We start from the raw sequence: 23,498 nt of genomic DNA, 5'->3' as shown, positions 1-23,498 counted from the left end.
GCAGCCGATGCCCGACTACGGCCACGAGGTCCGGCTGGGGATCTTCCCGACCCCGGCGGCGGCCGAGCCGCACCGCGCCGTGGAGCTGGGGGTGCTCGCCGACACGGCGGGGATCGACCTCGTCACGGTCCAGGACCATCCGTACCAGGCGGCCCACCTGGACAGCTGGACGCTGCTGTCCTGGATCGCGGCCCGGACGACGCACGTCCGGCTCGGCCTCAACGTCGCCAACCTGCCGCTGCGACCGCCCGTCGTGCTGGCCCGCTCGGTGGCCACCCTGGACCTGCTCTCCGGCGGCCGGACCGACCTCGGCCTGGGTGCCGGCGCGTTCTGGGACGCGATCGTGGCCGCCGGCGGCCCCCGCCGGAGCCCGGGGGAGGCCGTCGACGCCCTCGTCGAGGCGGTCGACGTGGTCCGCCAGGTCTGGGGCGGGCAGGGGTCGGTGCGCGTGGACGGCGAGCACTACCGGGTCAGGGGGCTGCACGCCGGCCCGGCGCCGGCCGGGGACCCGGCCGTGTGGATCGGTGCCTACGGCCCGCGGATGCTGCGGGTGACCGGTCGGCTCGCCGACGGGTGGCTGCCGAGCCTGGGCTACCTGCCGCCGGAGCGGCTCGGCGAGGCGAACGGCCGGATCGACGAGGCGGCGGTCCGGGCCGGGCGGGCGCCGCAGGACGTCGTCCGGCTCTACAACGTCCACGGCCGGTTCGGCCGTGGCGGCGGGCTGCTGCAGGGCGGTCCGGCGGAGTGGGCCGAGCAGCTGGCCGGTCTCGTGCTCGAGCACGGCATGTCCACCTTCGTGCTGGCCACCGACGACCCCGGGGCCGTCCAGGCGTTCGGCCAGGAGGTCGGTCCGGCGCTGCGCGAGCTGGTGGAGGCCGAGCGGTCCGCGACCGCCGCGGGCGGCGCCGGCGACCCGGCCCCGGGGGTCACCACCGTCCCGGCAGGGTCTGGCGACCCGGCCGTCGACGGCACGGTCCTGCCGGGCATCACGCCCACCCCCGACGACGGCACCCGGCTCACCGGCGAGCTGGCGTGGGACGAGGACTCCCGTCCCAGCGCGCCCGCGCCCGAGGGGGAGCCGGCGGCATACCCCGCAGAGCGGCTGGCCCTGCCCCAGCACCTCATCGACATCCACGACCACCTGCGCGGCGAGCTGGCCTCCGTCCGGGACGTCGTCGACCAGGTCCGCCGCGGCCACCTGCAGGTGGGCCAGGCGCGGTCGGTCGTCAACACGATGGCCATGCGGCAGAACAACTGGACGCTGGGGGCATTCTGCGAGTCCTACTGCCGGATCGTCACCGGGCACCACACCCTGGAAGACCGGTCGGTCTTCCCGTACCTGCGCCGCCGGGAGCCCGGCCTGGCCCCGGTGCTGGACCGGCTGGAGGAGGAGCACGAGGTGATCGCCGACGTGCTCGACCGGCTCGACCGGGCGCTGGTCGCCCTCGTCGACGAGGAGGGCTACGGGCAGGGTGCGCTGGACGCGCTCGAGGAGCTGGGCCGCAGCGTCGACCTGCTCACCGACACCCTGCTGTCCCACCTGTCCTACGAGGAGCGGGAGCTGGTCGGGCCGCTGGCCCGGCACGGCTTCGGCTGAAGCTCCGCGAGGGGCCCGTCGTCGGAGGCCACGGACGTCGGCATCGAGTCGTACACTTGTTCGTATGTCGAGCGGACCTCCTGGCTGGCCCGACCGGGTGCCCCCGGCCGGGGTGCCCGGCTGGGAGGAGGCGGCGGTCTCCTGGTTGCTCGACCAGTGCCCGGCCGACTACCGCGCCTACCAGGCGTGGCGGCGCCACCCGACGGCGCTGGCGTGGGTGGCCACCCGGCACCTGGAGGCCCAGCTGGCGGCGATGCGTGGCGCCTGGCGGGACGTGCGGCCCGAGCTGGGTCCGGTGCTGCCCCCCGGGACCCTGGGGGACGTCCTCGAGTCGCTGACCAGGGAGGGCCTGCGGCTGCGGGCGGCCCACCGGGCCGCCGGGCTGCTGCTGGAGGCGCTGCGGCTGCGGGCGCCGATGCGCTAGGACGCCGACCGCCCGGACGTGCCACGATGGGGCATGGCCAAGGACCGCACCCCCCGTCTGGACCGCAAGATTTACGAGGCCGAGCTGCTCCGGCTGCAGGGGGAGCTGGTGCAGATGCAGGAGTGGGTCCGCGAGACCGGCCAGCGGGTGGTCGTGGTCTTCGAGGGGCGCGACGCCGCCGGCAAGGGCGGGGCGATCAAGCGGGTCACCGAGTACCTCTCGCCCCGGCAGGCGCAGATCGTCGCGCTGCCCACGCCGACCGAGCGGCAGAAGACGCAGTGGTACTTCCAGCGCTACGTCGAGCACCTCCCGGCCGCCGGGGAAATCCGGCTGTTCGACCGGTCCTGGTACAACCGCGCCGGGGTGGAGCGCGTGATGGGCTACTGCACCCCCGAGGAGCACCGCCGCTTCCTGCAGCAGTGCCCGATCTTCGAGCGGATGCTCATCGACGACGGCGTCCTGCTGCGCAAGTACTGGTTCTCGGTCAGCGACGCCGAGCAGGAACGACGCTTCCGCTCCCGGCTGGAGGACCCGATGAGGCGCTGGAAGCTCTCGGGGACCGACCTGGAAAGCCTGACCCGCTGGGAGGACTACAGCCGGGCCAAGGACGAGATGTTCGTGCACACCGACATCCCCGAGGCCCGGTGGAACGTCGTCGAGAGCGACGACAAGCGGTCGGCGCGGATCAACATGATCGCCCACCTGCTGTCCTCGCTGCCGTGGCACCAGGTCGACCTGCCCGAGCTGCAGATGCCGGACCGGCCGGCGTCCACGGGCTACCAGCGCACCGACCGGTCGCTGCAGCTGCAGGTCCCCGACCACGCCGCGGAGGTCGCGCACGCCCAGGGTCAGAAGCTCGTGCGGCGCTCCCGGGAGGACATGGACTAGGGGCGTCAGGCGGCGGGGCGGGTCCTGGCCCCGGCGTGCGGGACCAGCCGCTCGCGGACCAGGGCGGCCGCGAGCAGCAGAACCGCCCCGGCGACCAGCGCCAGCACCGCGAGCAGCCCGCCCGGGGTGCCGACCCACCTGGGCAGCGCGTGCACCAGCTCACCGGCGTGGCCGCCGCGGGCGAGCCCGACCACCATGCCCAGCACCGGCACCAGGCCCAGCGTCGCCAGGAGCAGGCCTGCCGGCAGGGCCCGGTGGACGCCGAGCACCCCGAGGGGCACCAGCACCGCCACGGTCGCCATGGCCACCACCGGCCCGAAGCTCTCGAGGACCAGGTCGAGGAAGGGCTCGACCAGACCGAACGTCAGCACGAGCAGGACGGCCAGGGCCAGCCACAGGACCATCTCGTCGGGCCGGTGCCAGGCCAGCACGCTCAGACCGACGAGCGGGACGACCCAGGCCAGGGTGAGCAGGGCCGCGGTCACCGGCGGGAGGTCGGTGAACGCCGACCCGGCGCCGAAGAGCCCCGCACCCACCGCCGCGAGCGCGAGCAGCGCCAGCACCGCATACCGGAGGATCCTTGCCGTGGTGCCCATGGCACCCGTCCCTTCTCCCGGACGGGGCGGTCCGCGGTGGACGGCACGTCCGCCGCGGCGGTTGCCCTCACCCCCAGGATATGCCCGCAGCCGCGGCGGAGTGCTGTCTGCTGCGTCACGTCCAGCGCGCTCGCAGGCGCGGGACCGTACACTGGGTCGGCCTCTCGCCGACGTCGTCGACCCCGACAGGAGCACGCCACGTGGCACTCATGCGGACCATCACCGGCCCGACCGCGCTCAAACGCCTCTCCGCCCGGCAGGTCGAGACGCTGGCCGCGGAGATCCGGGACTACCTCATCAGCTCGGTCTCGCGCACCGGCGGCCACCTCGGGCCCAACCTGGGGGTCGTCGAGCTGACCATCGCCCTGCACCGGGTCTTCGACTCGCCGCGGGACACCATCCTGTTCGACACCGGACACATCTCCTACGTGCACAAGCTGCTGACCGGCCGGCACGACTTCTCCACGCTCCGCAAGCAGGGCGGCCTGTCGGGCTACCCCAGCCGGGCCGAGTCGGACCACGACGTCGTCGAGAACTCGCACGCCTCCACCTCGCTGTCCTGGGCGATCGGCATCGCGGCAGGGCGCAAGCTGCGGGGCGAGACCGACCGGCACACGGTCGCCGTGATCGGGGACGGCGCCCTCACCGGGGGGATGGTCTGGGAGGCGCTGAACAACATCGCCGAGCACCGCGACCTGCCGCTCATCATCGTCATCAACGACAACGAGCGCTCCTACGCCCCGACGCGCGGCGGGATGGCCGACTACCTGGCCTCCCTGCGCGCCACCCAGGAGTACGAGCACGTGCTCTCCTGGGGCAAGCGCCAGCTCAACCGGACCCCGCTGGTGGGCCGCCAGGTCTACGAGACCCTGCACGGGATGAAGAAGGGGCTCAAGGACATCGTCAGCCCCCAGGGCATGTTCGAGGACCTGGGCCTGAAGTACCTGGGCCCGGTGGACGGCCACGACGTCGAGGCGATGGAGACCGCCCTGCGCCGGGCGCACGACTACGGCGGCGTCGTGCTCGTCCACGCCATCACCGAGAAGGGCCACGGCTACGACCCCGCGACGGCGGACGAGGCCGACCGCTTCCACGCCGTCGGCGTGATCAACCCCGAGACCGGTCTGCCGCTGGAGCTGTCCGGGCGCAGCTGGACCGACGAGTTCAGCGACGAGATGGTCCGCCTGGGCAAGGAACGGGACGACGTCGTCGCGCTCACCGCCTCCATGCTCATCCCGGTGGGCCTGCAGCCGTTCGCCGAGCGCTACCCCGAGCGGGTCTTCGACGTCGGCATCGCCGAGCAGCACGCGGTGACGATGGCGGCCGGGCTGTCCTTCGCCGGGCTGCACCCGGTCGTCAGCGTCTACGCCACCTTCCTCAACCGCGCCTTCGACCAGCTCCTCATGGACTGCGCCCTGCACCGCCAGGGGGTCACCTTCGTCCTCGACCGGGCCGGGATCACCGGCACCGACGGGGCCAGCCACAACGGGATGTGGGACCTGACCCTGCTGAGCATGGTGCCCGGGGTGCGCGTGGCCGCGCCCCGCGACGGGCAGCAGGTGGCCCGGATGCTGCGCGAGGCGGTCGAGGTCGACGACGCCCCGACGGTGGTGCGCTTCCCCAAGGGCTCGGTCGGCGAGCCGGTCGAGGCGGTGCGCCGGTCCGGCACGGTCGACGTGCTCCGGGACCCGGTGCAGCTCGAGGGTGCCGCCGGGGAGGACCGGCAGGCTGTGGACCTGCTGCTCGTCGGGGTGGGCGCCATGGCCACCACCGCGCTGGAGGTCGCCGACAAGCTGTTCGCCGAGGGACGTGCCGTCCGCGTCGTCGACCCCCGGTGGGTGATCCCGGTCAGCGACGACCTCGTCGAGCTGGCCCGGTCCGCCCGGTCCGTCGGCGTCATCGAGGACTCGCTCGTCGGCGGGGTCGCCGGCCGGATCGGCCAGGCCCTGGCGGACGCCGGGGTGGACGTGCCGGTCCACGCCTACGGCATCCCCCAGGAGTTCCTCGACCACGGTTCCCGGGGTCAGGTGCTCGACCGCGTCGGGCTGACCCCCGACGCCGTGGCCACGTCCCTGACGGCCCGGCTGGCCTGAGCGTGCCGGCTGCGGGCCCCGGCGGCCTGGCGGTCGTGGTCAACCCGGTCTCGAGGAGGGCGACCGCGGCCGTCGACGCGGTCCGGGACGCGTGCCTCGCAGCGGGGGTGGACGCCCCCCTCGTGCTGCCGACCACGGTCGAGCAGCCGGGCGGGGCGCAGGGGGTCGAGGCCGTCCGCCGGGGTGCCTCCCGGGTGGTGGTCGTCGGCGGGGACGGGACCGTCCGGCACGTCGCCGGCGCCCTGGCCGACGCGCAGGACCACGCCCCGACGGAGCTGGGCGTCGTCCCGGGGGGCACGGCCAACCTGTTCGCCCGCAGCGCGCTGCTGCCCCTGCGCGACCTCCGGGCCGCGGCGCGGATGGCGGTCGCCGGCGCGGCCCGGCCCACGGACGTGGGGCGGGCGGTCCTGCGGACCGTCGCAGGCCAGGTCCTCGTCGAGCCCTTCCTCGTCGTCGCCGGGGTGGGGCACGACGCCGCGACGCTGGCCGCGGTCCGGCCCGACGCCAAGCACCGGCTGCGCTGGCTGGCCTACGTCGCCCCCGGCCTGGGCAGGCTGGGGCACCCGGGCCACTCGCTCACCCTCGACCTCGACGGCACGGGTGTCGACGCCGGGGAGCTGTGGAGCCTGCTGGCCGTCAACGCCGCCCGGTTGCCCGCCGGGGCCCGGGTCGCGCCCGAGGCCAGCCTGGACGACGGGCGCCTGCACGTCGTGCTGGTCTCGCCCCGGCACCTGGGGGACTGGGCGCGGATCGCCGTGACCGGGCTACGCAGGGTGACCGCGGCCGACCACGCGGCGCTCCGCCACCGCAGCGGACGGGTGCTGGTGGTCGGCTCGCCCGAGCCGGTGCTGGCCCAGGTCGACGGCGACGTGCTCCCCGATATCGTGGGCGCCGAGCTCGCCGTGCGGCCGGGTGCCCTCCGGGTCGCCCGCTGACACGGCCCCCCACCGAGGATCGAGGACGAGGACCATGGACCCACGCGCGCTGCAGATCGTCGGCCTGACCGGAGGCTGGCGGACCGGCAGCGACGCCGAGGCCCACGTGCTGCGGATCCTGCGCGACGTGCCGGAGGGGGAGCTGGACGACGTCCTGGCGCCCCTGGACCTGGACGCGGTGGTCGGGGACATCGACGACCACGTCTGGGGCCCGGACCACCGCACCGAGCTGCTCGAGCTGCTGCTGGGGCGGCGTCGGGCGGAGCTGTCCCTGCAGACGGTCGCCGAGATCGTGGCCGCGTTGCACCACGGGCCGACCCCCCGCCTGCACCAGGAGGCGATCGTGGACGTCCTCACCGACTACGAGGGCGCCGACTTCCACGACCTGAAGTACCGGCTCAACGCCCAGGGCGACTACCACGACCTCGAGCACCTGGTCTTCGACGACGTCGACGAGGACCTGCGGGAGCGTCTGCTCGCGCACTTCGTCGAGCAGGCCAGGGTCGACGCCACCTCCGACCTGCGGGTCCTGTGCGACATCGACGACACCCTCACCTGCGCCATCCACGACGACCGCTACCCGCGCGGCACGATCTACCCCGGCGTGGTGGCCCTGCTGCACGCCCTCGACGACGGGGCGGCCGAGGAGCCCAACCGGGCCGGCGACCTGACCTTCGTCACGGCCCGCCCCGGCGGGCCGCGCGGTCTGGTCGAGCAGTACACCCGTGACCACCTCGGGCACCTGGGACTGCCCCCGCACACCGTGCTCGGCGGGTCCTTCCTCAACCTGCACACCAAGGCGGCCATCGCCGAACGGAAGATCCAGAACATGGAGCGCGACCGCCTCCTGTTCCCCGAGTGCCGGATGGTCTTCATCGGCGACAGCGGCCAGGCCGACGGCGACGTGGGTGCGCAGATGCACGAGCGCGACCCCGGTCACATCGTCGGCACCCTCCTGCACAACGTCACCGACCTCGACGAGGAGGCCCGCGGGGAGTGGGCCTCCCGGGGCGTGCACGTCTTCGACACCTATGCCGGCGCCGCGGTCCACGCCGTCCGGCTGGGGCTGCTGCGCACCGACCAGGCCCGCGAGGTGGCCGAGGCCGTGCGCACGGGCCTGGACGCCGCCGCCCTCTCCTCCGAACAGCGCCACCGCCTGGAACGGGACCTGTCCGCCGACGTCGCGGCGCTGGAGGCGCTCGGCTAGGAGCCACGACGGGCGAGGGGTGGCGCCGCGGGCGCGGGCGAGGCACAGTGGGGCACGGCAGGCCCGGACCCTCCGGGCGCCGAGGAGGAGACGCATGGCACTCACGAGCAAGGCTTCGACGACCTGGACCGGCAACCTCCCGGACGGTTCCGGCCGCACCAGCCTGGACAGCTCCGGGCAGGGCACCTTCGACGTCAGCTGGCAGGCCCGGGCGGAGGCGCACGGGGGCACCACCAACCCCGAGGAGCTCATCGCTGCGGCGCACGCGTCCTGCTACTCGATGGCGTTCGCCGGGGCCCTCGGGAAGAACGGCACCCCGCCCACGCAGCTCGACACGACCGCCGAGGTCACCTTCGACCCCACCGGTCCGGCCATCACGGGCATCCACCTGACGGTCCGGGCCTCGGTCGAGGGCCTGGACGAGTCGGACTTCCAGCGGATGGCCGAGGGCGCCAAGGAGGGGTGCCCGGTGTCCAAGGCCCTGGCCGGCACCGAGATCACCCTCACCGCCGAGCTGGCCTGAGCAGGCCCGGGGGCGGTCAGGCCTGGCGCACGTCGGCCTGCTCCGCCTCCGGGATCTCCTCCTCGAGGCGCGTGGCGGCCACCTTGGTCAGCCCGGCGACGACGACCAGACCCGCGGCCACCGCGAGCAGGCCCAGCCAGGTGCTCAGCGTGATCGCGAAGACCACGTAGCCCAGGAGGGCCACCAGCGCACCGATGACGGCGTAGGGCAGCTGGGTGGTGACGTGGGTGATGACGTTGCACCCGGCGCCCGTGCTGGACAGGATCGTGGTGTCGCTGATGGGGGAGCAGTGGTCGCCCCACACCGCTCCGGCGAGCACGGCGCCGAACGCCGGCAGCAGCAGCTCGGGACCGCCCTCGACGGTGTTCATGATCTGTCCGGCGATCGGCAGCAGGATCCCGAAGGAACCCCACGAGGTGCCGGTGGAGAAGGCCATCGCGCCGGCGAGGACGAACATCACCGGGATCAGCCAGGCCGGCGGCAGCGCGGTCCGCTCGACGAGGTTGCCGAGGTACTCCCCGGTGCCCAGCGCGGCGATGAGCGAGCCCAGCATCCACGCCAGCAGCAGGATGTAGACGGCCGGCAGCATCGACCTCACCCCCTCCCACAGCCCTCTGCCGAGCGTGGAGGTGGAGAAGCGCGGGTTGGAGGTGGTGTAGCGCAGGTAGTAGTACAGGGCCGTGACCAGACCCAGGAGGCCTCCGTAGAGCAGGGCGTCGGTCACCGCCGTGTTGGCCAGGACGTCCAGCACCGCCCAGCTGCCCCCGGCCTGGTAGCCGGTCCAGACGATCCCGCCCAGGACGCCGGCGACGAGGACGAGGAACGGGATGACCAGCGCCCTCTTGGCCCCCGGCTCGTGCACCGGCAGGTCCTCGGCCAGCTCGCCGGGCACCTCCTCGGAGGAGTCGAAGGTCCGCCCCTCGGCGATCGCCCGGCGCTCCTCCTTGCGCATGGGCCCCACGTCGAGCTGCAGCACCACGACGATCCACACGAGCAGGACGGCCGCGATGGCGTAGTAGTTGCTCGCCGCCGCGCCGAGGAAGGCCTCGACGTCGCTGACCGCCAGGGCCGACCCGGCCACGATCGGGGCCATGATGCCGATGATGCTGGCGCCCCAGCTGGAGAACGGGGCGAGCACCGCCACCGGGGCCGAGGTGGAGTCGATGATGTAGGCCAGCTTGGCCCGGGCCACGTGCATCCGGTCGGTCACCGGTCGCGCGACCTGGCCCACCGCGAGGGCGTTGAAGTAGTCGTCGATGAAGATGACGATGCCCAGCACGGCGGGCAGCACGGTCGCTCCGCGGCGGGTCCCGATGCGTTCCAGGGCCCAGTCGGCGAACGCCGCGCTGCCGCCCGCCATCATGATGAGGGCCGCGATCATGCCCAGGAGCAGGGTGAAGACGAGGATGTAGACGTAGTAGGTGTTCACCGCCCCCTCGTCCCAGAAGATGCCGGCGAAGGCCTCCCAGACCAGGCGCAGCGTGGGCACGGGGGAGAGGTCGGCCACCAGCAGGGCGCTGGCCAGGACACCCGCCCCCAGGCTGAGCAGCACCTTCCTGGTCGCGATGACGAGGACGATGGCCAGCAGCGGCGGCAGGATCGTCAGGACGGGCAGGTTCTCGGTCATGGTCGGCCCCTTCTGAGGAGGTGAGCCCGAGGACGACACTAGCGGCGACGACGCCGCCTGCACAGGGTCCCGTGGCGGGACGGTCCGTGCGCCGTGGCAGGGTTGGCCCCGTGCCGATGGACACCCAGACCGTGCTCACCCTCCTGCAGGACGTCGCCGCCGAGGTGATCGACCCCCGCTTCCGCGCGTTGGCGGACGGCGAGGTCACCAGCAAGACCCACCCCGGCGACCTCGTCACCGTCGCGGACCGGGAGGCCGAGGTCATCCTCGCCCGTGAACTGCGTGCGGCCTACCCGGACGCGATGGTGCTGGGGGAGGAGGCGTACGCCGAGGACGCCGACCTGCTGGAGCATTTCCGCGGGGCCGCGCACGCCTTCACCGTCGACCCGGTCGACGGGACCCGCAACTTCGTGCACGGCTCCCCCGACCACGCGGTGATGGTGGCCGAGGTCCGGGACGGTCGGGCCGAGCGGGCCTGGATCTGGCAGCCTCAGCACCGTCGTGCCTACGTCGCCGAGCGCGGCCAGGGGCTGTGGTGCGACGGACGCCGGGTGAGGCGAGACGCCCCGGGCGCCGACCCCGCCACGTGGCGGGTCCGGGCCTCGGCACGCCGCCTCGTGGGGACCCACCTGGGCCAGGCCGGACCCCTCGGGCTGACCTGGGTCAGCTGCGGGATCGACTACCCCCACCTGGCCGAGGGCGACTGCGACGCCCTCGTCTACCGCGGCACGATGCCCTGGGACCACGTGCCGGGGTCGCTGATGCTCGAGGAGGTCGGCGGGACCGTCCTCACCACCGACGGCGAGCCCTACTCACCCTCCGGCAGGCCCCGCGGCCTGGTCGCCGCCGCCTCGCGGGAGGTCGCCGCCGGCCTGGTCGCCGCCCTGTGACCCTTCCCGGGTGCCGTCGGAGGCGTCCCGGCCGGTGCCCGGCCGCGACCGGTGCCGGGTGGTGTCGTGCACCGCGGCCCGCAGCGCGAGCTCCCGGGCCAGGGTCGTGACCTGCTGCTCGACCTGCCGCATCCGGCGGTAGGACGAGGCCACGTAGCCCAGGAAGACCACGGTCAGCCCGTAGAGGAGCAGGTCCGCGCCACGCCCGACACCCAGGAACTGGGCCACCTGGGTCAGCAGCCGGGGGAAGAGCACCGCCGCGGCGGCCAGCAGGACGAACCCCACGAGCAGGAGCCGGCGGATCGCCTGGTGCCGGGAGTCGGCCGTCGAGGCGTTGAGCATGAGGGTGACGACGACGACGGCCACGAGCAGGACCGCCTTGATGAGCGGCTGGTCCAACGGTTGGTCAAGCACGGGGAGCCCTCACTTCAGCAGGGTGTCGACGAGGATGTTCACCGAGTTGATCAGCGACTGGCCCTTGCGGCGGCTGTAGTCGGTGTAGAGCACGTGCACGGGGTGCTCGGCCCACGGCAGCCCGGTGCGGCCCAGCTGCAGGACGATCTCGGTGGCATGGGCCATCCGGTTCTGCCGCAGGTCCAGGGCCGTCGCGGCGTCCCGGCGCAGCACCCGCAGCCCGTTGTGCGCGTCCGTCAGCCGCATCCCGGTCTGCTGGTTGGTCAGCCACACCGCCGCCTTGAGCACGAGCTTCTTCAGCAGCCCGGGCCTGGTCCGGTCGTCGAGGAAGCGCGACCCGAAGACGACCCCGAGGTCCTCCTCCCTGGCCCGCCGCACCATGGCCGCGGCGTCCTCGACCCGGTGCTGGCCGTCGGCGTCGAAGGTGACCAGGTAGGCGGCGTCCGTCGCCTCGAGCACGTACCGCAGCCCCGTCTGCAGGGCCGCCCCCTGGCCGAGGTTGAACGGGTGCCGCACGACGACCGCACCGGCCTCCCGGGCCCGCTCGACCGAGTCGTCGGTCGAGGCGTCGTCGACGCAGACGACGTGGGGAAACACCTGCCGGGCCTCGGCGACCACCTGCCCGACGACGCTCGCCTCGTCGTACAGGGGGATCACCAGCCAGGCGTCCTCGTGCCGGGGCGATAGGGTCATACCCGTCATTGTCCCGCACCCGGGTGCGGGACGCCCGAGGACGTCCAGTGGCAAGGGAGAGCAGTAGTGACGCGCATCGTGGACAGCGCCGACGTCTCGCCGGAGGCGACGATCGGCGAGGGCAGCTCGGTCTGGCACCTCGCCCAGGTGCGCGAGGGGGCCGTGCTGGGGGCCGGCTGCGTCGTGGGCCGGGGTGCCTATGTCGGGACGGGCGTGCGGATGGGGGACCACTGCAAGCTGCAGAACTACGCCCTCGTCTACGAGCCGGCCGAGCTGGGCGACGGGGTCTTCGTCGGTCCCGCCGCCGTGCTGACCAACGACACCTTCCCCCGGGCCATCAACCCCGACGGCTCGCTGAAGAGCGCCGCGGACTGGCAGGCCGTGGGGGTGCGCATCGGCCGCGGGGCCTCCATCGGGGCCCGGGCCGTGTGCGTCGCCCCCGTCACCGTCGGCGAGTGGGCCACCGTCGCCGCCGGTGCGGTGGTGACCCGGGACGTGCCTGCGCACGCCCTCGTGGTCGGCGTCCCCGCCCGCCAGGTGGGCTGGGTCGGCACCGCCGGTCACCCGCTCCACGAGACCGGCACGCCCGGGGTATGGCGTTGCCCCGCGACGGGGGAGAGCTACCATGAGCGCGACGGTCACCTGGTCCCTCAGCAGGGCACCGACCCCACCCCGAGCGAGGAGAGCGCCGATGTCTGACCTGCCCATGATTCCTGCTGCGAAGCCGATCATCGGTGAGGAGGAGCGGGCGGCGGTGGACCGGGTGATGCGGTCGGGGATGGTCGCGCAGGGGCCGGAGGTGGCGGCGTTCGAGGCGGAGTTCGCCGAGCAGCTGGTGGGTGGGCGCACGTGCGTGGCGGTGAACTCGGGGACCTCGGGGCTGCACCTGGGGCTGCTGGCGGCGGGGATCGGTGCGGGGGATGAGGTGATCGTGCCTTCGTTCACGTTCGCGGCGACCGCGAACGCGGTGGCGCTGACGGGGGCGCGGCCGGTGTTCGCCGACATCAGCGCGGACACGTTCAACCTGGACCCGGCCAGTGTCGCGGAGGCGGTCACGGAGGCGACGGCGGCGGTGATGCCGGTGCACCTGTACGGTCACCCGGCGGACATGGACGGGCTGGGGCAGGTGGCGGCCGAGCACGGGCTGGCCCTGTTCGAGGACGCCGCTCAGGCCCATGGGGCGACCTACCACGGGGCGCCGGTGGGCTCCTTCGGGGTGTTCGGGATGTTCTCGTTGTACCCGACGAAGAACATGACCTCCGGCGAGGGTGGGATGGTCGCGTGCGCGGACGAGGAGATCGCCCGCGGGGTGCGGCTGCTGCGCAACCAGGGGATGGAGCGGCAGTACGCCAACGAGGTGGTCGGGCTGAACAACCGGATGACCGACATCCACGCGGCGATCGGGCGGGTGCAGCTGACCAAGGTGGCGGGGTGGACCGAGACGCGCCGGGCGAACGCGGCCTGGCTGGACGAGGCGCTGGGGGATGTGGTCGTGGTCCCGCCGGTGCGTCAGGGGTGCACGCACGTGTACCACCAGTACACGGTGCGCATCGCCGGTGCCACGGGCGCCGAGCGGGACGAGGTGGTCCGGGCGTTGCGGGAGGAGCACAAGGTGGGGTGCGGGGTGTACTATCCGACGCCGAACCACGAGCTGGTCTCGCTGGCCCGGTTCGCCCCGGAGCGGGAGCTGCCGGAGACGGCGCGGGCGGCGGCGGAGGTGATCAGCCTGCCGGTGCACCCGTCCCTGTCGCAGGGTGACCTGGAGCGGATCGCCGCGGCGGTGCACGCGGTCGTGGGGGCTGGTTCCTGATGGGCGGCGATGTGAGGGCCGGTGTGCTGCCGGAGGGGCAGAGCATCCGGATGGGGCTGATCGGGCTGGGCTCGATGGGCCGCCACCACGCGCGGGTGATCCGTGAGGTGGAGGGGATGGAGCTGGTGGCGGTGGCCGACCCGGTCGGCGACCGGCACGGCGTCGCCGGGGGCCTGGAGGTGCTGCCGGACGTCGAGGCGCTGATCGGGGCGGGGATCGACGCGGCGATGGTCGCGGTGCCGACCTACCTGCACGAGGAGGTCGCGCTGGCGTTGGCGGCGGCGGGGGTGCACACGATGGTGGAGAAGCCGATCGCGGCCACCGTCGAGGAGGGCGCCCGGGTGGCGCAGGCGTTCACCGAGGCTGGGATGCTGGGTGCGGTGGGGTACGTGGAGCGGTGCAACCCGGCGCTGCTGGAGATGCGCCGGCGGATCGCGGCCGGTGAGCTGGGGGAGGTGTACCAGATCACGACGTCGCGGCAGGGTCCGTTCCCGGGGCGGATCGCCGACGTGGGCGTGGTCAAGGACCTGGCCACGCACGACATCGACCTGACCGCGTGGCTGGCCGGGTCCCCGTACGAGCGGGTGTGCGGGCAGGTGAGCCACCGTTCTGGGCGCGAGCACGAGGACATGGTCGTGGCCACGGGCCGGCTGGCCAACGGGGTCATCGTCGCGCACACGGTCAACTGGCTCTCGCCGATGAAGATCCGCCAGACGGTGGCCACCGGGGAGAAGGGGGCGTTCATCGCCAACACCCTCTCGGGCGACCTGACCTTCGTGGCCAACGGTGACGTGACCTCGTCCTGGGAGGCCGACCGGCAGTTCCGCGGGGTGTCCGAGGGCGACTCGGTGCGCTACGCCATCGCCCGCCGTGAGCCGTTGCGGGTGGAGCAGGAGAACTTCCGCGACGCCCTCTGGGGCCGACCCTCCGACGTCGTCTCCATGGCCGAGGGCGTGCACACCCTGCAGGTCGTCGAGGCGATCCTCGCCTCCGCACGAGCCGGTGAGACCGTCGCCCTCGGGGGCTGAACCTGGTCGGCCACCTTCGGTGCTGCTCGCCACGCGGATCTACTCCCCCGAGGCGGCGGCGGCCACCTTCCGGCTGCGGGCGCTGGTGACCGCCCTGGCCGGGCGGGCACAGGTGGAGGTGCTCACGACCGACCCTCCGCCGGCCCTGCGGGCACCCGGGCACGACCCTGACCACGAGCTGCCCGACAACGTGCTGGTCCGCCGGTGGCCGGCGCTGCGGGACGCCACCGGCTACGTCCGCGGCTACCTGCCCTACCTGTCCTTCGACCTCCCCCTCGCCCTCCGGCTCGTCCTGGCCGACCGCCCCGACGTCGTCGTCGTCGAACCGCCCCCGACCACGGGTGCGGTCGTGCGCGCCACGCTGGCGCTGCGGGGGCTGCGCGGCGGGCGGATCCCCTACGTCTACTACGCCGCCGACGTCTGGTCCGACGCCACCGCCTCCATGGGCGCGCCGGCCCCCGTCGTGGCCGCCATGCGGTGGATGGAGCGGTTCGCGCTGCGCGGAGCGCGCGACGTCGTCGCCGTCTCCGACGGGGTGGCCGACCGGGTCCGGGCGCTGGCGGGGGACGAGGCACCGGTCACCGTGGTGCGCAACGGGGTCGACACCGACCTCTTCACCCCCGAGGGGCCACCGTCGCCGGAGGCGCCGCGCACGCCATACCTCATCTATGCCGGGACCGCCTCGGAGTGGCAGGGCGCCGAGATCTTCGCCGCCGCCATGCCGCAGGTGCTGGCCCAGGTGCCGGGGGCCCGGCTGGTCTTCCTCGGCCAGGGCTCCAGCTGGCCGGAGCTGGAGCGGCTGCGGCGCGAGCTGCCGGCGGGGGCGGTCGAGCTCCGCCCGCTGGCGCCGCCGGCGCAGGCCGCCGCGTGGCAGCGTGGGGCGGCCGCGGCGCTGGTCAGCGTCCGGCCCGGGATCGGCTACGACTTCGCGTACCCGACCAAGGTCCTGGCCGCGCTGGCCTGCGGCACGCCCGTCGTGCACGCCGGTCCCGGCCCCGCCGGGGAGGACCTGCGTCGCGACGACCTGGGGGAGGCGGTGGCCTACGACGTCGACGAGGTCGCCGCGGCCATGGTGCGGCTGCTCCGCGGAGCCGTCACGGACGAAGCCCGGGACCGACGGGCCGCCTGGGTCCGGACCCACCGGAGCCTGCGCGCCACCGGCCGCCGCGTCGCGGACGTGGTCCTGCCGCCGCCGACGCACTGAGCGGGCGACCCCGGCGCCGTCCGCGAACGCTGCCGGAACGCCACCCTCCGTAGCGTCGGCCCCGAGCCGACGGACGGACCGCCGGGCGCAGGAGGGCCGCGATGACCGTCACCACCGCTCCGCACGCACCCGCCGGCCGGTCGGTGACGCTGCTGGCGCCGCTGGCCCTGGCCGGCATGGCCTCCCAGTCGCTGCTGCTCGTGCTGGCCCCGTCCATGGCGGCCGTCGCCGACGACCTGGGCGTGGGGGTCCCGGCGGTGGGCCAGGCCCGGACCGTCACCGCCGCCGTCGCCCTGGCGGGAGCCCTCGTGCTCCTGGTCCAGGTCTCCTCCCTCGGGGTCCGCCGCGTGGCGGTGGCCGGGTCGCTGCTGGCGGTCGCGAGCGGCGCCGCGGTCGCGACCGCCCCCAGCTATCCGGCCTACCTGCTGGCGCACGTCCTCGTGGGGCTGGCGGTGGCCGCGCTGGTGACCGTCTCCTTCGCCGGGATCGCGACCTTCGCCGGGGCGGACCGGTCGTGGGCCGCCGGGTGGGTGACGGCCGCGACCGGCTCGTCGTGGATCTTCGGCAACCCGGTCGCCGGCGCGCTCACCGAGCACCTCTCCTGGCGGGCCACCCACGCGATCCCGGCCCTGCTGGCGGTCGGGGTGCTCGCCCTGGCCCGGCACCTGCCCGGACCGGTGGCGCTCGTGCGCGGAGGTGCGCTGCGCGGGCTGCTGCGTCGGCGGCAGGCCCGGGCCTGGACGGTGGCCGGGACGCTCGGCAACGTCGGCTGGATGAGCGTGCTGACCTACGTGGGCGGGTTCTTCGTCACCCGGCTGGACGCCGGCCCCACGCAGGCCGGCTGGCTGCTGGCCCTGGGTGCGTCCTTCTTCGTGGCCACCTCGATCCTGGGCGGTCGGTCGCTGATGGCCCGCCACGTGCGCGCGGCCGCGGTCGTCTCCACGGCGGTGCTCGCCGCGGCCACCGTGCTCCTCTTCTCCGCCGGCCTGCGGGGCCCCGTCGGTGCTGCCGGTCTGCCCGCCGGGGCGGCCGCCTTCTGCCTGGCCGCGGCCGCCGGCGGGCTGCGGATCCCGTCCTCGAGCGTTCTCGGGATGGCGCAGCACCCGGAGCGTCCGGACGTGATGATGACGGCCCGGACCGGCGCCACCCAGGTGGGCTACCTCGCCGGGGCCGCGCTCTCCGGCTGGGTGGTGGCCGCCCTCGGCTGGGTCTGGCTCGGGCCGGTGCTGGCCGTGGTCCTGCTCGCCTCCGCCGCGCTCATGGCGCGGCTGCCGGACAGGTCGGTACCGTAGGGCCATGAGCGGCCAGGCCGACGGACGTCCTCCCTGGGGGACCCCCGGGCGGCGGCCGGGCGCGCCCGCTGCGGACGACCAGCTCGCCGACCAGGGCGTGCGGCGGCGCCCGCCCCCGCGGGCCACGGTCCAGGCGGTCTCGGGCTGGGTCGACCAGCAGATCCAGCAGGCCCAGCGGCAGGGGGCCTTCGACGACCTCCCGGGAGCGGGGCGTCGGCTGCCGGACGTCGACGTGAGCACCGACCCCGACTGGTGGGTGCGCGGCCTCGTCCAGCGGGAGAACCTCGACCTGTCCGAGGCGCTGCCGGGGGTCCTGCAGCTGCGCCGCGAGAAGTCCACCTTCCCGGAGTCGCTGCTGGGGCTGCCGGACGAGGCGGCCGTGCGGGCCCGGCTCGAGGACTTCAACGAGCGTGTCCTGGCCGACCGCCGCCGCCCCCACGTGGGGCCGCACCCCCCACCCGTCGTGGGCCGGGTCGACGTCGAGCAGATGGTGGGCCGGTGGCGGGCGCTGGCCGCCGCGCAGCCGGAGCGGACGGCTGCTCCCGACGGCGCGGAGCCCGGACCGTCGTCGGCGGGACCGGCCGGGGGGCAGGTCAGCCCGGAGTCCCGCCGCCCCCGCCGGTGGTGGCGCCGAGGACCTCGCTGAGCACCTGCGCGGCCCGGCGCCCGTCGTGGTGCTCCCGGGCCCACGCCGGCCCGGCGGCCGCGACGTCGCGGTAGGCCTCCGGCCGGGAGACGATCTCGCGCACCACGTCCTCGAACGTCGTGGGGTCCGCCTCGACGACGGGCAGGTCGAGACCGCGGACCGAGAGCTCCCGGGCCCGGGTCCGCACCGCGTCGGTGACGTGCCCGACGACGAGACGGCCGGCGGCCATCGACTCCGCGGCCAGGGTGGCCACGTTGCCCAGGGCGACCTGGTCGACCACGACGTCGGCCTCCGCGACCACCTGCGGCATCCGCGCGTGCGGGACGCCCGTCAGCCGGCGGTAGACGATCCGCCCCTCGTCGTGGAGCCGCGTCAGCACCGGCTCGACCACGGCCGTGCCCTTGAGGCGCGGGTTGGTCGGCGCGTGCAGGACCACCGGCACCGGACGTCGCAGCGCAGGGGTGTCCGTGGTGAACAGGTCCACGTCCGTGGTGATGGGCAGCAGCCCCGCGCCCGGCACGGCCTCGAGCATGTCCAGGGTCGGCACGAGCACCGGGCCCGGAAAGGCCTCGACGACGGTGCGGGTGCGGTCCACCAGGGCCTGCAGGGCCTCGAACCGCTCGTCCCACCGCTCCCGGAAGGGCGAGTGGGGGTCCCGCTCGGCGTGCTGACGCAGGTCCCGCATCTCCGAGCCGTGGACGAGGAGCACGGTGCGGACCCCGGCGTCCGCCAGGGCCGGCAGGTCGTCGAGGATCGTCCCCCCGAAGAAGTTCCCCAGCACCGGGCGGCCGCTCTCGGCGAGGACGCCCGTGGCCCCGGGCACACCCCGGCCCAGGACCCGGTCGCGGTGGGCGGGGGTGCCGCGCAGCTGCATACCCCGGTCCAGGTGCACCTCGGTCGCGTAGCCGAGGGTGCCGGCCCCGGCGGCGATGCGTTCCACCGACAGGCTGAGGGCCTGGGCCCCGGCGTGCCGGCGCGCCGACCGGGCCCAGGCGGCCGCCTGACCGGCCGTGTTCAACGGGCCGAGGAGCCACCGGTCGGGCGGCTCCGGGGCGAACCAGGGCTGGCGTCGCACCCCGCTGCCGGCCCGCACCCGCAGCACCGTCTCGGGCAGGGAGCGCGCGGGGGCGGGCAGGCCACGGTAGGCGTCGTAGACCACCTTGCGGACACCCGTGAGCGCAGCCATGGCTCCCAACCTAGGTCAACTACGCTGGGGCGACCTGCCATCGGACCGGGAAGGAGCCGACGTGCTGTCCCTGTGGCGCACCGTGCGTGACCTCCTGGCCGTGCTCCCCCCGGGGACGAGGCGGTTCATCATCACCTTCGCCGGCCTGCAGTCGCTCCTGGCGACCCTGGACGTCGCGGCCATCGGGCTGCTGGCGCTGGTGCTGGCCCCCATGCTCACCGGCGCGACCCTGACCGTGCCCGTCATCGGGCTGGAGATCTCCACCCCCGAGCAGTTCCGGACCGTGCTGATCATGGTCGGCGTGCTCATCATCGCCAAGTCGGTGTTCGCGGTGGCCCTGCAGTGGTGGGCCACCCGCCGGTTCGCCCGGTTCGAGCAGAACCTTGGCGCCCGCCTGCTGGAGTCGACCTTCGCGGCCCCCTGGACCGAGCGGCTGCAGCGCAACTCCACCGACCTGGTGCGCTCCACCGACGTCGGGGTGGCCTCGACGGTCTCCGGGGTGCTCATCCCGTTCTGCCAGCTCTCCGGGGAGCTGTTCACCTTCCTGGCCGTGCTGACCGTCCTCCTCGTCGCCCAGCCGCTGCTGGCGGGGGCCACGATCGTCTACTTCTTCCTCGTCGGGCTGGTGCTCTACAAGGTGGTGCTGCGCCGGGCCGTCCAGGCGGGCCGGGACAACCGGGACGCCTCCACCCGGGCCGTGCGCCTGGTGAGCGAGATGGTCCACTCGCTCAAGGAGATCACCCTGCGGGACAAGCAGGACGAGGTCGCCGAGGTGGTGCTGGAGGTCCGCCGGCGCGCGTCCTCGGCCCGGGCGGACCAGGCCTTCCTGGGGGCCATCCCGCGCTACCTGCTCGAGGCCGCCCTCATCGGCGGGCTGGGGATCGGGGCCGCGATCGGCTACCTGCAGGGTGGCCCTGCGGGCGCGCTGGCGGCGATCGCGCTGTTCGGGGTGGCCGGCTTCCGGATCGTGCCCAGCCTGACCCGCTTCCAGACGATCATGGCCCAGACCGGCGCCAACATCCCCTTCGCCCGGCAGGTGCTGGACGAGATCGAGCGCGGGTCCAGGTATGCCGAGGAGCGCCGGACCGGCGGCGCCCGCCCGGTCCCCGAGGACGCGCGCAGCCTGGTGCTGGACCGGGTCACCTTCAGCTATCCCGGCGCGGACGCCCCGGCGGTCCGCGGCATCTCGCTGGAGCTGCCCTTCGGCCGGACGCTGGCGCTCGTCGGGGCGTCGGGGTCGGGCAAGTCCACCCTCGTCGACATCATCCTGGGGCTGATGCCGCCCGACGAGGGCGAGGTCCGGGTCGGCGACCAGCCGCTGGCCGAGGTGCTGCACGACTGGCGGCGCCGGGTCGGCTACGTGCCGCAGGACGTCTCGTTGTTCGACGCCTCGGTCGCCCGCAACGTGGCGCTGACCTGGCGGGACGAGGAGATCGACGAGGACCGGGTGCGGCGGGCCCTGGCCCGGGCCCAGCTGCTGGACCTCATCGAGTCCCGGCCCGGCGGCATCCACGGGCGGGTCGGCGAACGCGGCCTGGCGCTCTCCGGGGGGCAGCGGCAACGGCTCGGGGTGGCCCGGGCGCTCTACACCGAGCCGCTCGTGCTCGTCATGGACGAGGCCACCTCGGCGCTGGACACCAGCACGGAGGCGGCCGTGACCGCGGCCATCCGCGAGCTGGCCGGCGAGGTCAGCGTCATCGTCGTGGCCCACCGGCTGGCCACCATCCAGCACAGCGACCAGGTGTGCTTCCTGCGCGACGGGCAGCTGGTGGCCAGGGGGAGCTTCGACGAGGTGGTGGCCGCCGAGCCGGACTTCGCCGTCCAGGCGGCGCTCGCGGGTCTCGGGGACCCGGGAGCCCGGCAGGCCGCCCTGGAGGGGCGGGTCGATGGCTGAGCCGCCCCGGCTGCCGTTGGTCGGCGGGCGCCCGGCCCGGGTCGTCAGCCTCGTCTACAACGACGCCAGCGCCGACTCGCGGGTGCAGAAGACCGCGGCCACCCTCCGCGCCGCCGGTGCCGACGCCGTCGTCGTGGCGATCTCCCGGGAGGTCGCCGGCCACCCGCCCGGTCCGGGCACCCTGGGCGACGGCCTGCCGGTGCACCGCGTCCACGACCTCGACCTCACCCGGCTGCTGCCCCGCACGACCCGGGCGTGGCGCCGGCTGCGGGGACGCGCGCCGGACGGCGGCCCCCGGTCCCCGTCGACGCCGGCGCCCGCACCGGCCGCCGCCCCGCCTCCCGCGGAGCCGTCGCCGACCACACCAGCCGCGTCCTCGACCGCCCGTGCCGTGGCCGTGGACCTGTGGATGCGCCTCTACCAGACCGTCCGGCTCGGCCACTGGTGGTACGGCGCGGTGCGCACCGCCCGCGGGCTGGAGCCGGACGTGGTCCACGCCAACGACGCCAACACCCTCGTCCCCGCCCTGCTCACGACGATGGGCACGCCGGGGCAGGTGGTCTACGACTCGCACGAGCTGTGGCGCCGACGCAACACCCGGCAGGACCGGTGGCTGGCCCCCGCCGTCGACGCGCTGGTGGAGACCGTCGGCACCCGCCTGGCGGCCGGGGTGATCACGGTCTCGCCCTCCATCGCCACCTGGCTCCAGGACCACTACCACCTCGCGCAGACCCCCACGCTGGTGCGCAACATCCCCACCGCGCGCCCCACCCCTGCCCCCGCCGAGGGCCGTCTGCGCGAGCTGGCCGGCCTCGGCCCCGAGGCCCGGGTCGTGTCCTACACCGGCAGCATCACCACCGGCCGTGGCCTGGAGGAGACGGTCGACGCCCTCGCCCTCCTCGACGACGACGTCCACCTCGTGCTCCTGGGCTACGGGGCGCCGCAGTACGTCGACCGGCTCCTCCGGCGCGCCCGCACCGAGGGGGTGGCCGACCGCATGCACCTCGTGGGGTCGGTGCCCTCCGCCCAGGTCCCGCAGACGCTGGCCGACGCCGACGTCGCCGTCGTCTACGTCCGCCCGATCTGCCTGAGCTACCTCTACTCCCTGCCCAACAAGCTGTTCGAATCGATCCACGCCGGCCTGCCGATCGTCGCGGCCGACCTGCCGGACACCGCCGAGGTGGTGCGCCGGCACGGGGTCGGGGAGGTGTTCGACGCCCGGACCCCCGCCGACCTGGCGGCCGCGATCCGCACGGTGCTCGCCGACCCCGGCCACTACCGGCAGGCCGCGGTCGCCGCCGCCCGCGACCTGACCTGGGAGCGGGAGGCCGCCCGCATGGTCGCCCTCTACGACCGGGTGCTGACCGGCCGGGCCGCCGCCCGATGAGGCCCGACCCCCGGCCCCGGCTGCTGGTCGTGGCCTTCAGCCCGCTGCGTTCCGACGCCCGCGTGCTGCGCCAGGTCGGCCTGTTCCGTGAGCGCTACGCGGTGACCACCCTCGGCTACGGCGAGGCGCCCGACGGGGTCGTGGAGCACCTGCGCCTGCCGGACGGCGTGGTCGCCTGGCACAAGGACCGCCGCCTCCTGGCGGCGCGCCGCTACGAGACCGCCTACCGCCGGGCCCCCGTCGTCCGGGCCGCCGAGGAGCTGCTCGCCGGACGGCGCGGCCGGTTCGAGGTGGTGCTGGCCAACGACGCCGACACCCTGCCGCTGGGGCTCGACCTCGCTCCGCCGGGCGGGCTGCACCTGGACCTGCACGAGTACGCCTCCCGGCAGAGCGAGGAGTCGTGGCGCTGGCGCGTCTTCGTGGCGCCCTACTACCGCTGGCTGCTGCTCCGCTACGGGCACCGGGCCGACTCGGTGAGCACGGTGGGCCGATGGTTGGCCCGGGAGTACCGTCGCGAGTTCGGGCTTGTCGCCGGCGTCGTCCCCAACGCCGCCCCGTGGGCCGACCGGACGCCCACCCCCGTCGGCTCGCCCCTGCGGCTGGTCCACTCCGGCCTGGCCCGGCGCGGGCGCAGCCTGCACGTCATGCTCGACGCCGTCCGCGCCACCCGCCGGGACGTGACCCTCGACCTCTACCTCATGCCCAACGACCCGGCCTACCTGGCCGAGCTGCAGGAGGCGGCCCGCGACCTGCCGCAGGTGCGCTTCCACGACCCCGTCCCGCCGGACGCGCTCGGGGACGCCCTCGCCGGCGCCGACCTGGGGGTCTTCGTCCTGCCCCCGGTCAACTTCAACTACAGGTTCACCCTGCCCAACAAGTTCTTCGACTTCGTCCAGGCCCGGCTGGGGATCGTCGTGGGCCCCAGCCCCGAGATGGCCGACCTCGTGCGCTCCCACCACCTGGGGGTCGTCCTCGACGACTTTACCGGGGAGGCGCTGGCCGCGGCGCTGGACGACCTGGGCGACGAGGACGTCGCCGGCTTCAAGGCCGCCGCGCACGACGCTGCCCGCGCGCTGTCCGCCGAGGAGCAGGTCCGGGGGTGGGTGCGGGCCGTGGACACCCTGGCGGCCAGGGTCAACGGCTGAGCGGGGGTATGCCGCGGTC

At 74.6% G+C, this 23,498-nt stretch carries 22 protein-coding genes; 17 read left to right on the top strand and 5 right to left on the bottom strand.

Annotated features, from left to right (window positions below; genetic code table 11):
- The first annotated feature begins 7 nt into the window (after positions 1-7).
- The 3 genes from FJR00_RS11565 (at position 8) to ppk2 (ending at position 2,909) form a co-directional block, all read left to right on the top strand.
- Complete coding sequence (locus tag FJR00_RS11565) at positions 8-1,597, top strand: LLM class flavin-dependent oxidoreductase (RefSeq protein ID WP_141338878.1); 1,590 nt, start codon at positions 8-10, stop codon at positions 1,595-1,597.
- 64 nt (positions 1,598-1,661) lie between these two features.
- Complete coding sequence (locus FJR00_RS11560; RefSeq protein WP_141338877.1) at positions 1,662-2,021, top strand: hypothetical protein; 360 nt, start codon at positions 1,662-1,664, stop codon at positions 2,019-2,021.
- Positions 2,022-2,054: 33 nt separating this feature from the next.
- Positions 2,055-2,909: a polyphosphate kinase 2 gene (gene ppk2, locus FJR00_RS11555; RefSeq protein WP_141338876.1), complete on the top strand. Its 855-nt coding sequence runs from the start codon at positions 2,055-2,057 to the stop codon at positions 2,907-2,909.
- Positions 2,910-2,914: 5 nt separating this feature from the next.
- Here the strand turns inward: ppk2 and FJR00_RS11550 are convergent, their stop codons facing one another.
- Positions 2,915-3,505 (bottom strand): hypothetical protein, encoded by a 591-nt coding sequence (locus FJR00_RS11550; RefSeq protein ID WP_141338875.1) that lies wholly within the window; start codon positions 3,503-3,505, stop codon positions 2,915-2,917.
- A gap of 200 nt (positions 3,506-3,705) precedes the next feature.
- Between FJR00_RS11550 and dxs the strand changes: the two genes are divergently transcribed.
- The 4 genes from dxs to FJR00_RS11530 all read left to right on the top strand — a co-directional run bounded on the left by dxs (position 3,706) and on the right by FJR00_RS11530 (position 8,263).
- Positions 3,706-5,598 carry a 1-deoxy-D-xylulose-5-phosphate synthase gene (dxs, locus tag FJR00_RS11545; protein ID WP_141338874.1) on the top strand — a complete coding sequence of 631 codons (1,893 nt, stop codon included), beginning with the start codon at positions 3,706-3,708 and terminating at the stop codon, positions 5,596-5,598.
- Positions 5,599-5,600: 2 nt separating this feature from the next.
- A complete protein-coding gene (locus FJR00_RS11540; RefSeq protein WP_181409610.1) occupies positions 5,601-6,533 on the top strand; it encodes a diacylglycerol/lipid kinase family protein in 933 nt (310 codons plus the stop codon).
- Positions 6,534-6,567: 34 nt separating this feature from the next.
- A complete protein-coding gene (locus FJR00_RS11535) occupies positions 6,568-7,740 on the top strand; it encodes a phosphatase domain-containing protein (protein WP_141338872.1) in 1,173 nt (390 codons plus the stop codon).
- Between the two features lie 94 nt (positions 7,741-7,834).
- Positions 7,835-8,263 (top strand): OsmC family protein, encoded by a 429-nt coding sequence (locus FJR00_RS11530; protein ID WP_141338871.1) that lies wholly within the window; start codon positions 7,835-7,837, stop codon positions 8,261-8,263.
- Between the two features lie 16 nt (positions 8,264-8,279).
- On the opposite strand, the gene FJR00_RS11525 is transcribed toward FJR00_RS11530, so the two are convergent.
- Complete coding sequence (locus FJR00_RS11525; RefSeq protein WP_141338870.1) at positions 8,280-9,890, bottom strand: Na+/H+ antiporter NhaC family protein; 1,611 nt, start codon at positions 9,888-9,890, stop codon at positions 8,280-8,282.
- A 116-nt stretch (positions 9,891-10,006) separates the two neighbouring features.
- Between FJR00_RS11525 and FJR00_RS11520 the strand changes: the two genes are divergently transcribed.
- Positions 10,007-10,780: an inositol monophosphatase family protein gene (locus FJR00_RS11520; RefSeq protein ID WP_141338917.1), complete on the top strand. Its 774-nt coding sequence runs from the start codon at positions 10,007-10,009 to the stop codon at positions 10,778-10,780.
- Here the strand turns inward: FJR00_RS11520 and FJR00_RS11515 are convergent.
- Entirely contained in the window at positions 10,703-11,194 is a 492-nt protein-coding gene (locus FJR00_RS11515; RefSeq protein WP_202876659.1) for a DUF2304 domain-containing protein, read from the bottom strand. The genes FJR00_RS11520 and FJR00_RS11515 overlap by 78 nt on opposite strands.
- Positions 11,195-11,203: 9 nt before the next feature.
- Positions 11,204-11,887 (bottom strand): glycosyltransferase family 2 protein, encoded by a 684-nt coding sequence (locus FJR00_RS11510; RefSeq protein WP_238330456.1) that lies wholly within the window; start codon positions 11,885-11,887, stop codon positions 11,204-11,206.
- A 66-nt stretch (positions 11,888-11,953) separates the two neighbouring features.
- Here FJR00_RS11510 and FJR00_RS11505 point away from each other — a divergent pair, with 66 nt between their 5' ends.
- The 6 genes from FJR00_RS11505 (at position 11,954) to FJR00_RS11480 (ending at position 17,867) form a co-directional block, all read left to right on the top strand.
- Complete coding sequence (locus FJR00_RS11505) at positions 11,954-12,586, top strand: acyltransferase (RefSeq protein WP_141338868.1); 633 nt, start codon at positions 11,954-11,956, stop codon at positions 12,584-12,586.
- Complete coding sequence (locus FJR00_RS11500; protein ID WP_141338867.1) at positions 12,579-13,697, top strand: DegT/DnrJ/EryC1/StrS family aminotransferase; 1,119 nt, start codon at positions 12,579-12,581, stop codon at positions 13,695-13,697. The genes FJR00_RS11505 and FJR00_RS11500 overlap by 8 nt, the downstream gene beginning before the upstream one ends.
- Positions 13,697-14,725, top strand: coding sequence for a Gfo/Idh/MocA family protein (locus FJR00_RS11495; RefSeq protein WP_141338866.1), 1,029 nt, complete (start codon positions 13,697-13,699; stop codon positions 14,723-14,725). The genes FJR00_RS11500 and FJR00_RS11495 overlap by 1 nt, the downstream gene beginning before the upstream one ends.
- Positions 14,726-14,744: 19 nt before the next feature.
- A complete protein-coding gene (locus FJR00_RS11490; protein ID WP_141338865.1) occupies positions 14,745-15,929 on the top strand; it encodes a glycosyltransferase in 1,185 nt (394 codons plus the stop codon).
- A 101-nt stretch (positions 15,930-16,030) separates the two neighbouring features.
- Positions 16,031-17,221, top strand: coding sequence for an MFS transporter (locus FJR00_RS11485; RefSeq protein WP_141338864.1), 1,191 nt, complete (start codon positions 16,031-16,033; stop codon positions 17,219-17,221).
- A gap of 4 nt (positions 17,222-17,225) precedes the next feature.
- Positions 17,226-17,867 (top strand): DnaJ family domain-containing protein, encoded by a 642-nt coding sequence (locus tag FJR00_RS11480; RefSeq protein WP_141338863.1) that lies wholly within the window; start codon positions 17,226-17,228, stop codon positions 17,865-17,867.
- On the opposite strand, the gene FJR00_RS11475 is transcribed toward FJR00_RS11480, so the two are convergent.
- On the bottom strand, positions 17,815-19,053 hold the full coding sequence (locus tag FJR00_RS11475; RefSeq protein ID WP_141338862.1) for a glycosyltransferase: 1,239 nt from the start codon (positions 19,051-19,053) through the stop codon (positions 17,815-17,817). The genes FJR00_RS11480 and FJR00_RS11475 overlap by 53 nt on opposite strands.
- 61 nt (positions 19,054-19,114) lie before the next feature.
- Between FJR00_RS11475 and FJR00_RS11470 the strand changes: the two genes are divergently transcribed.
- The 3 genes from FJR00_RS11470 to FJR00_RS11460 are packed head-to-tail and all read left to right on the top strand — an operon-like array spanning position 19,115 to position 23,479.
- On the top strand, positions 19,115-20,947 hold the full coding sequence (locus FJR00_RS11470; protein ID WP_141338861.1) for an ABC transporter ATP-binding protein: 1,833 nt from the start codon (positions 19,115-19,117) through the stop codon (positions 20,945-20,947).
- Positions 20,940-22,334, top strand: a complete 1,395-nt coding sequence (locus tag FJR00_RS11465; protein WP_141338860.1) for a glycosyltransferase — start codon at positions 20,940-20,942, stop codon at positions 22,332-22,334. The genes FJR00_RS11470 and FJR00_RS11465 overlap by 8 nt, the downstream gene beginning before the upstream one ends.
- On the top strand, positions 22,331-23,479 hold the full coding sequence (locus FJR00_RS11460) for a glycosyltransferase (protein ID WP_141338859.1): 1,149 nt from the start codon (positions 22,331-22,333) through the stop codon (positions 23,477-23,479). The genes FJR00_RS11465 and FJR00_RS11460 overlap by 4 nt, the downstream gene beginning before the upstream one ends.
- The last annotated feature ends 19 nt before the right edge of the window (positions 23,480-23,498 follow it).

The organism is Ornithinimicrobium kibberense (genome assembly GCF_006519705.1).
Classification (GTDB): domain Bacteria; phylum Actinomycetota; class Actinomycetes; order Actinomycetales; family Dermatophilaceae; genus Ornithinicoccus; species Ornithinicoccus kibberensis.
Note: the sequence above shows the minus strand (reverse complement) of the source record. Positions and strands in the feature narration are given on the sequence as shown.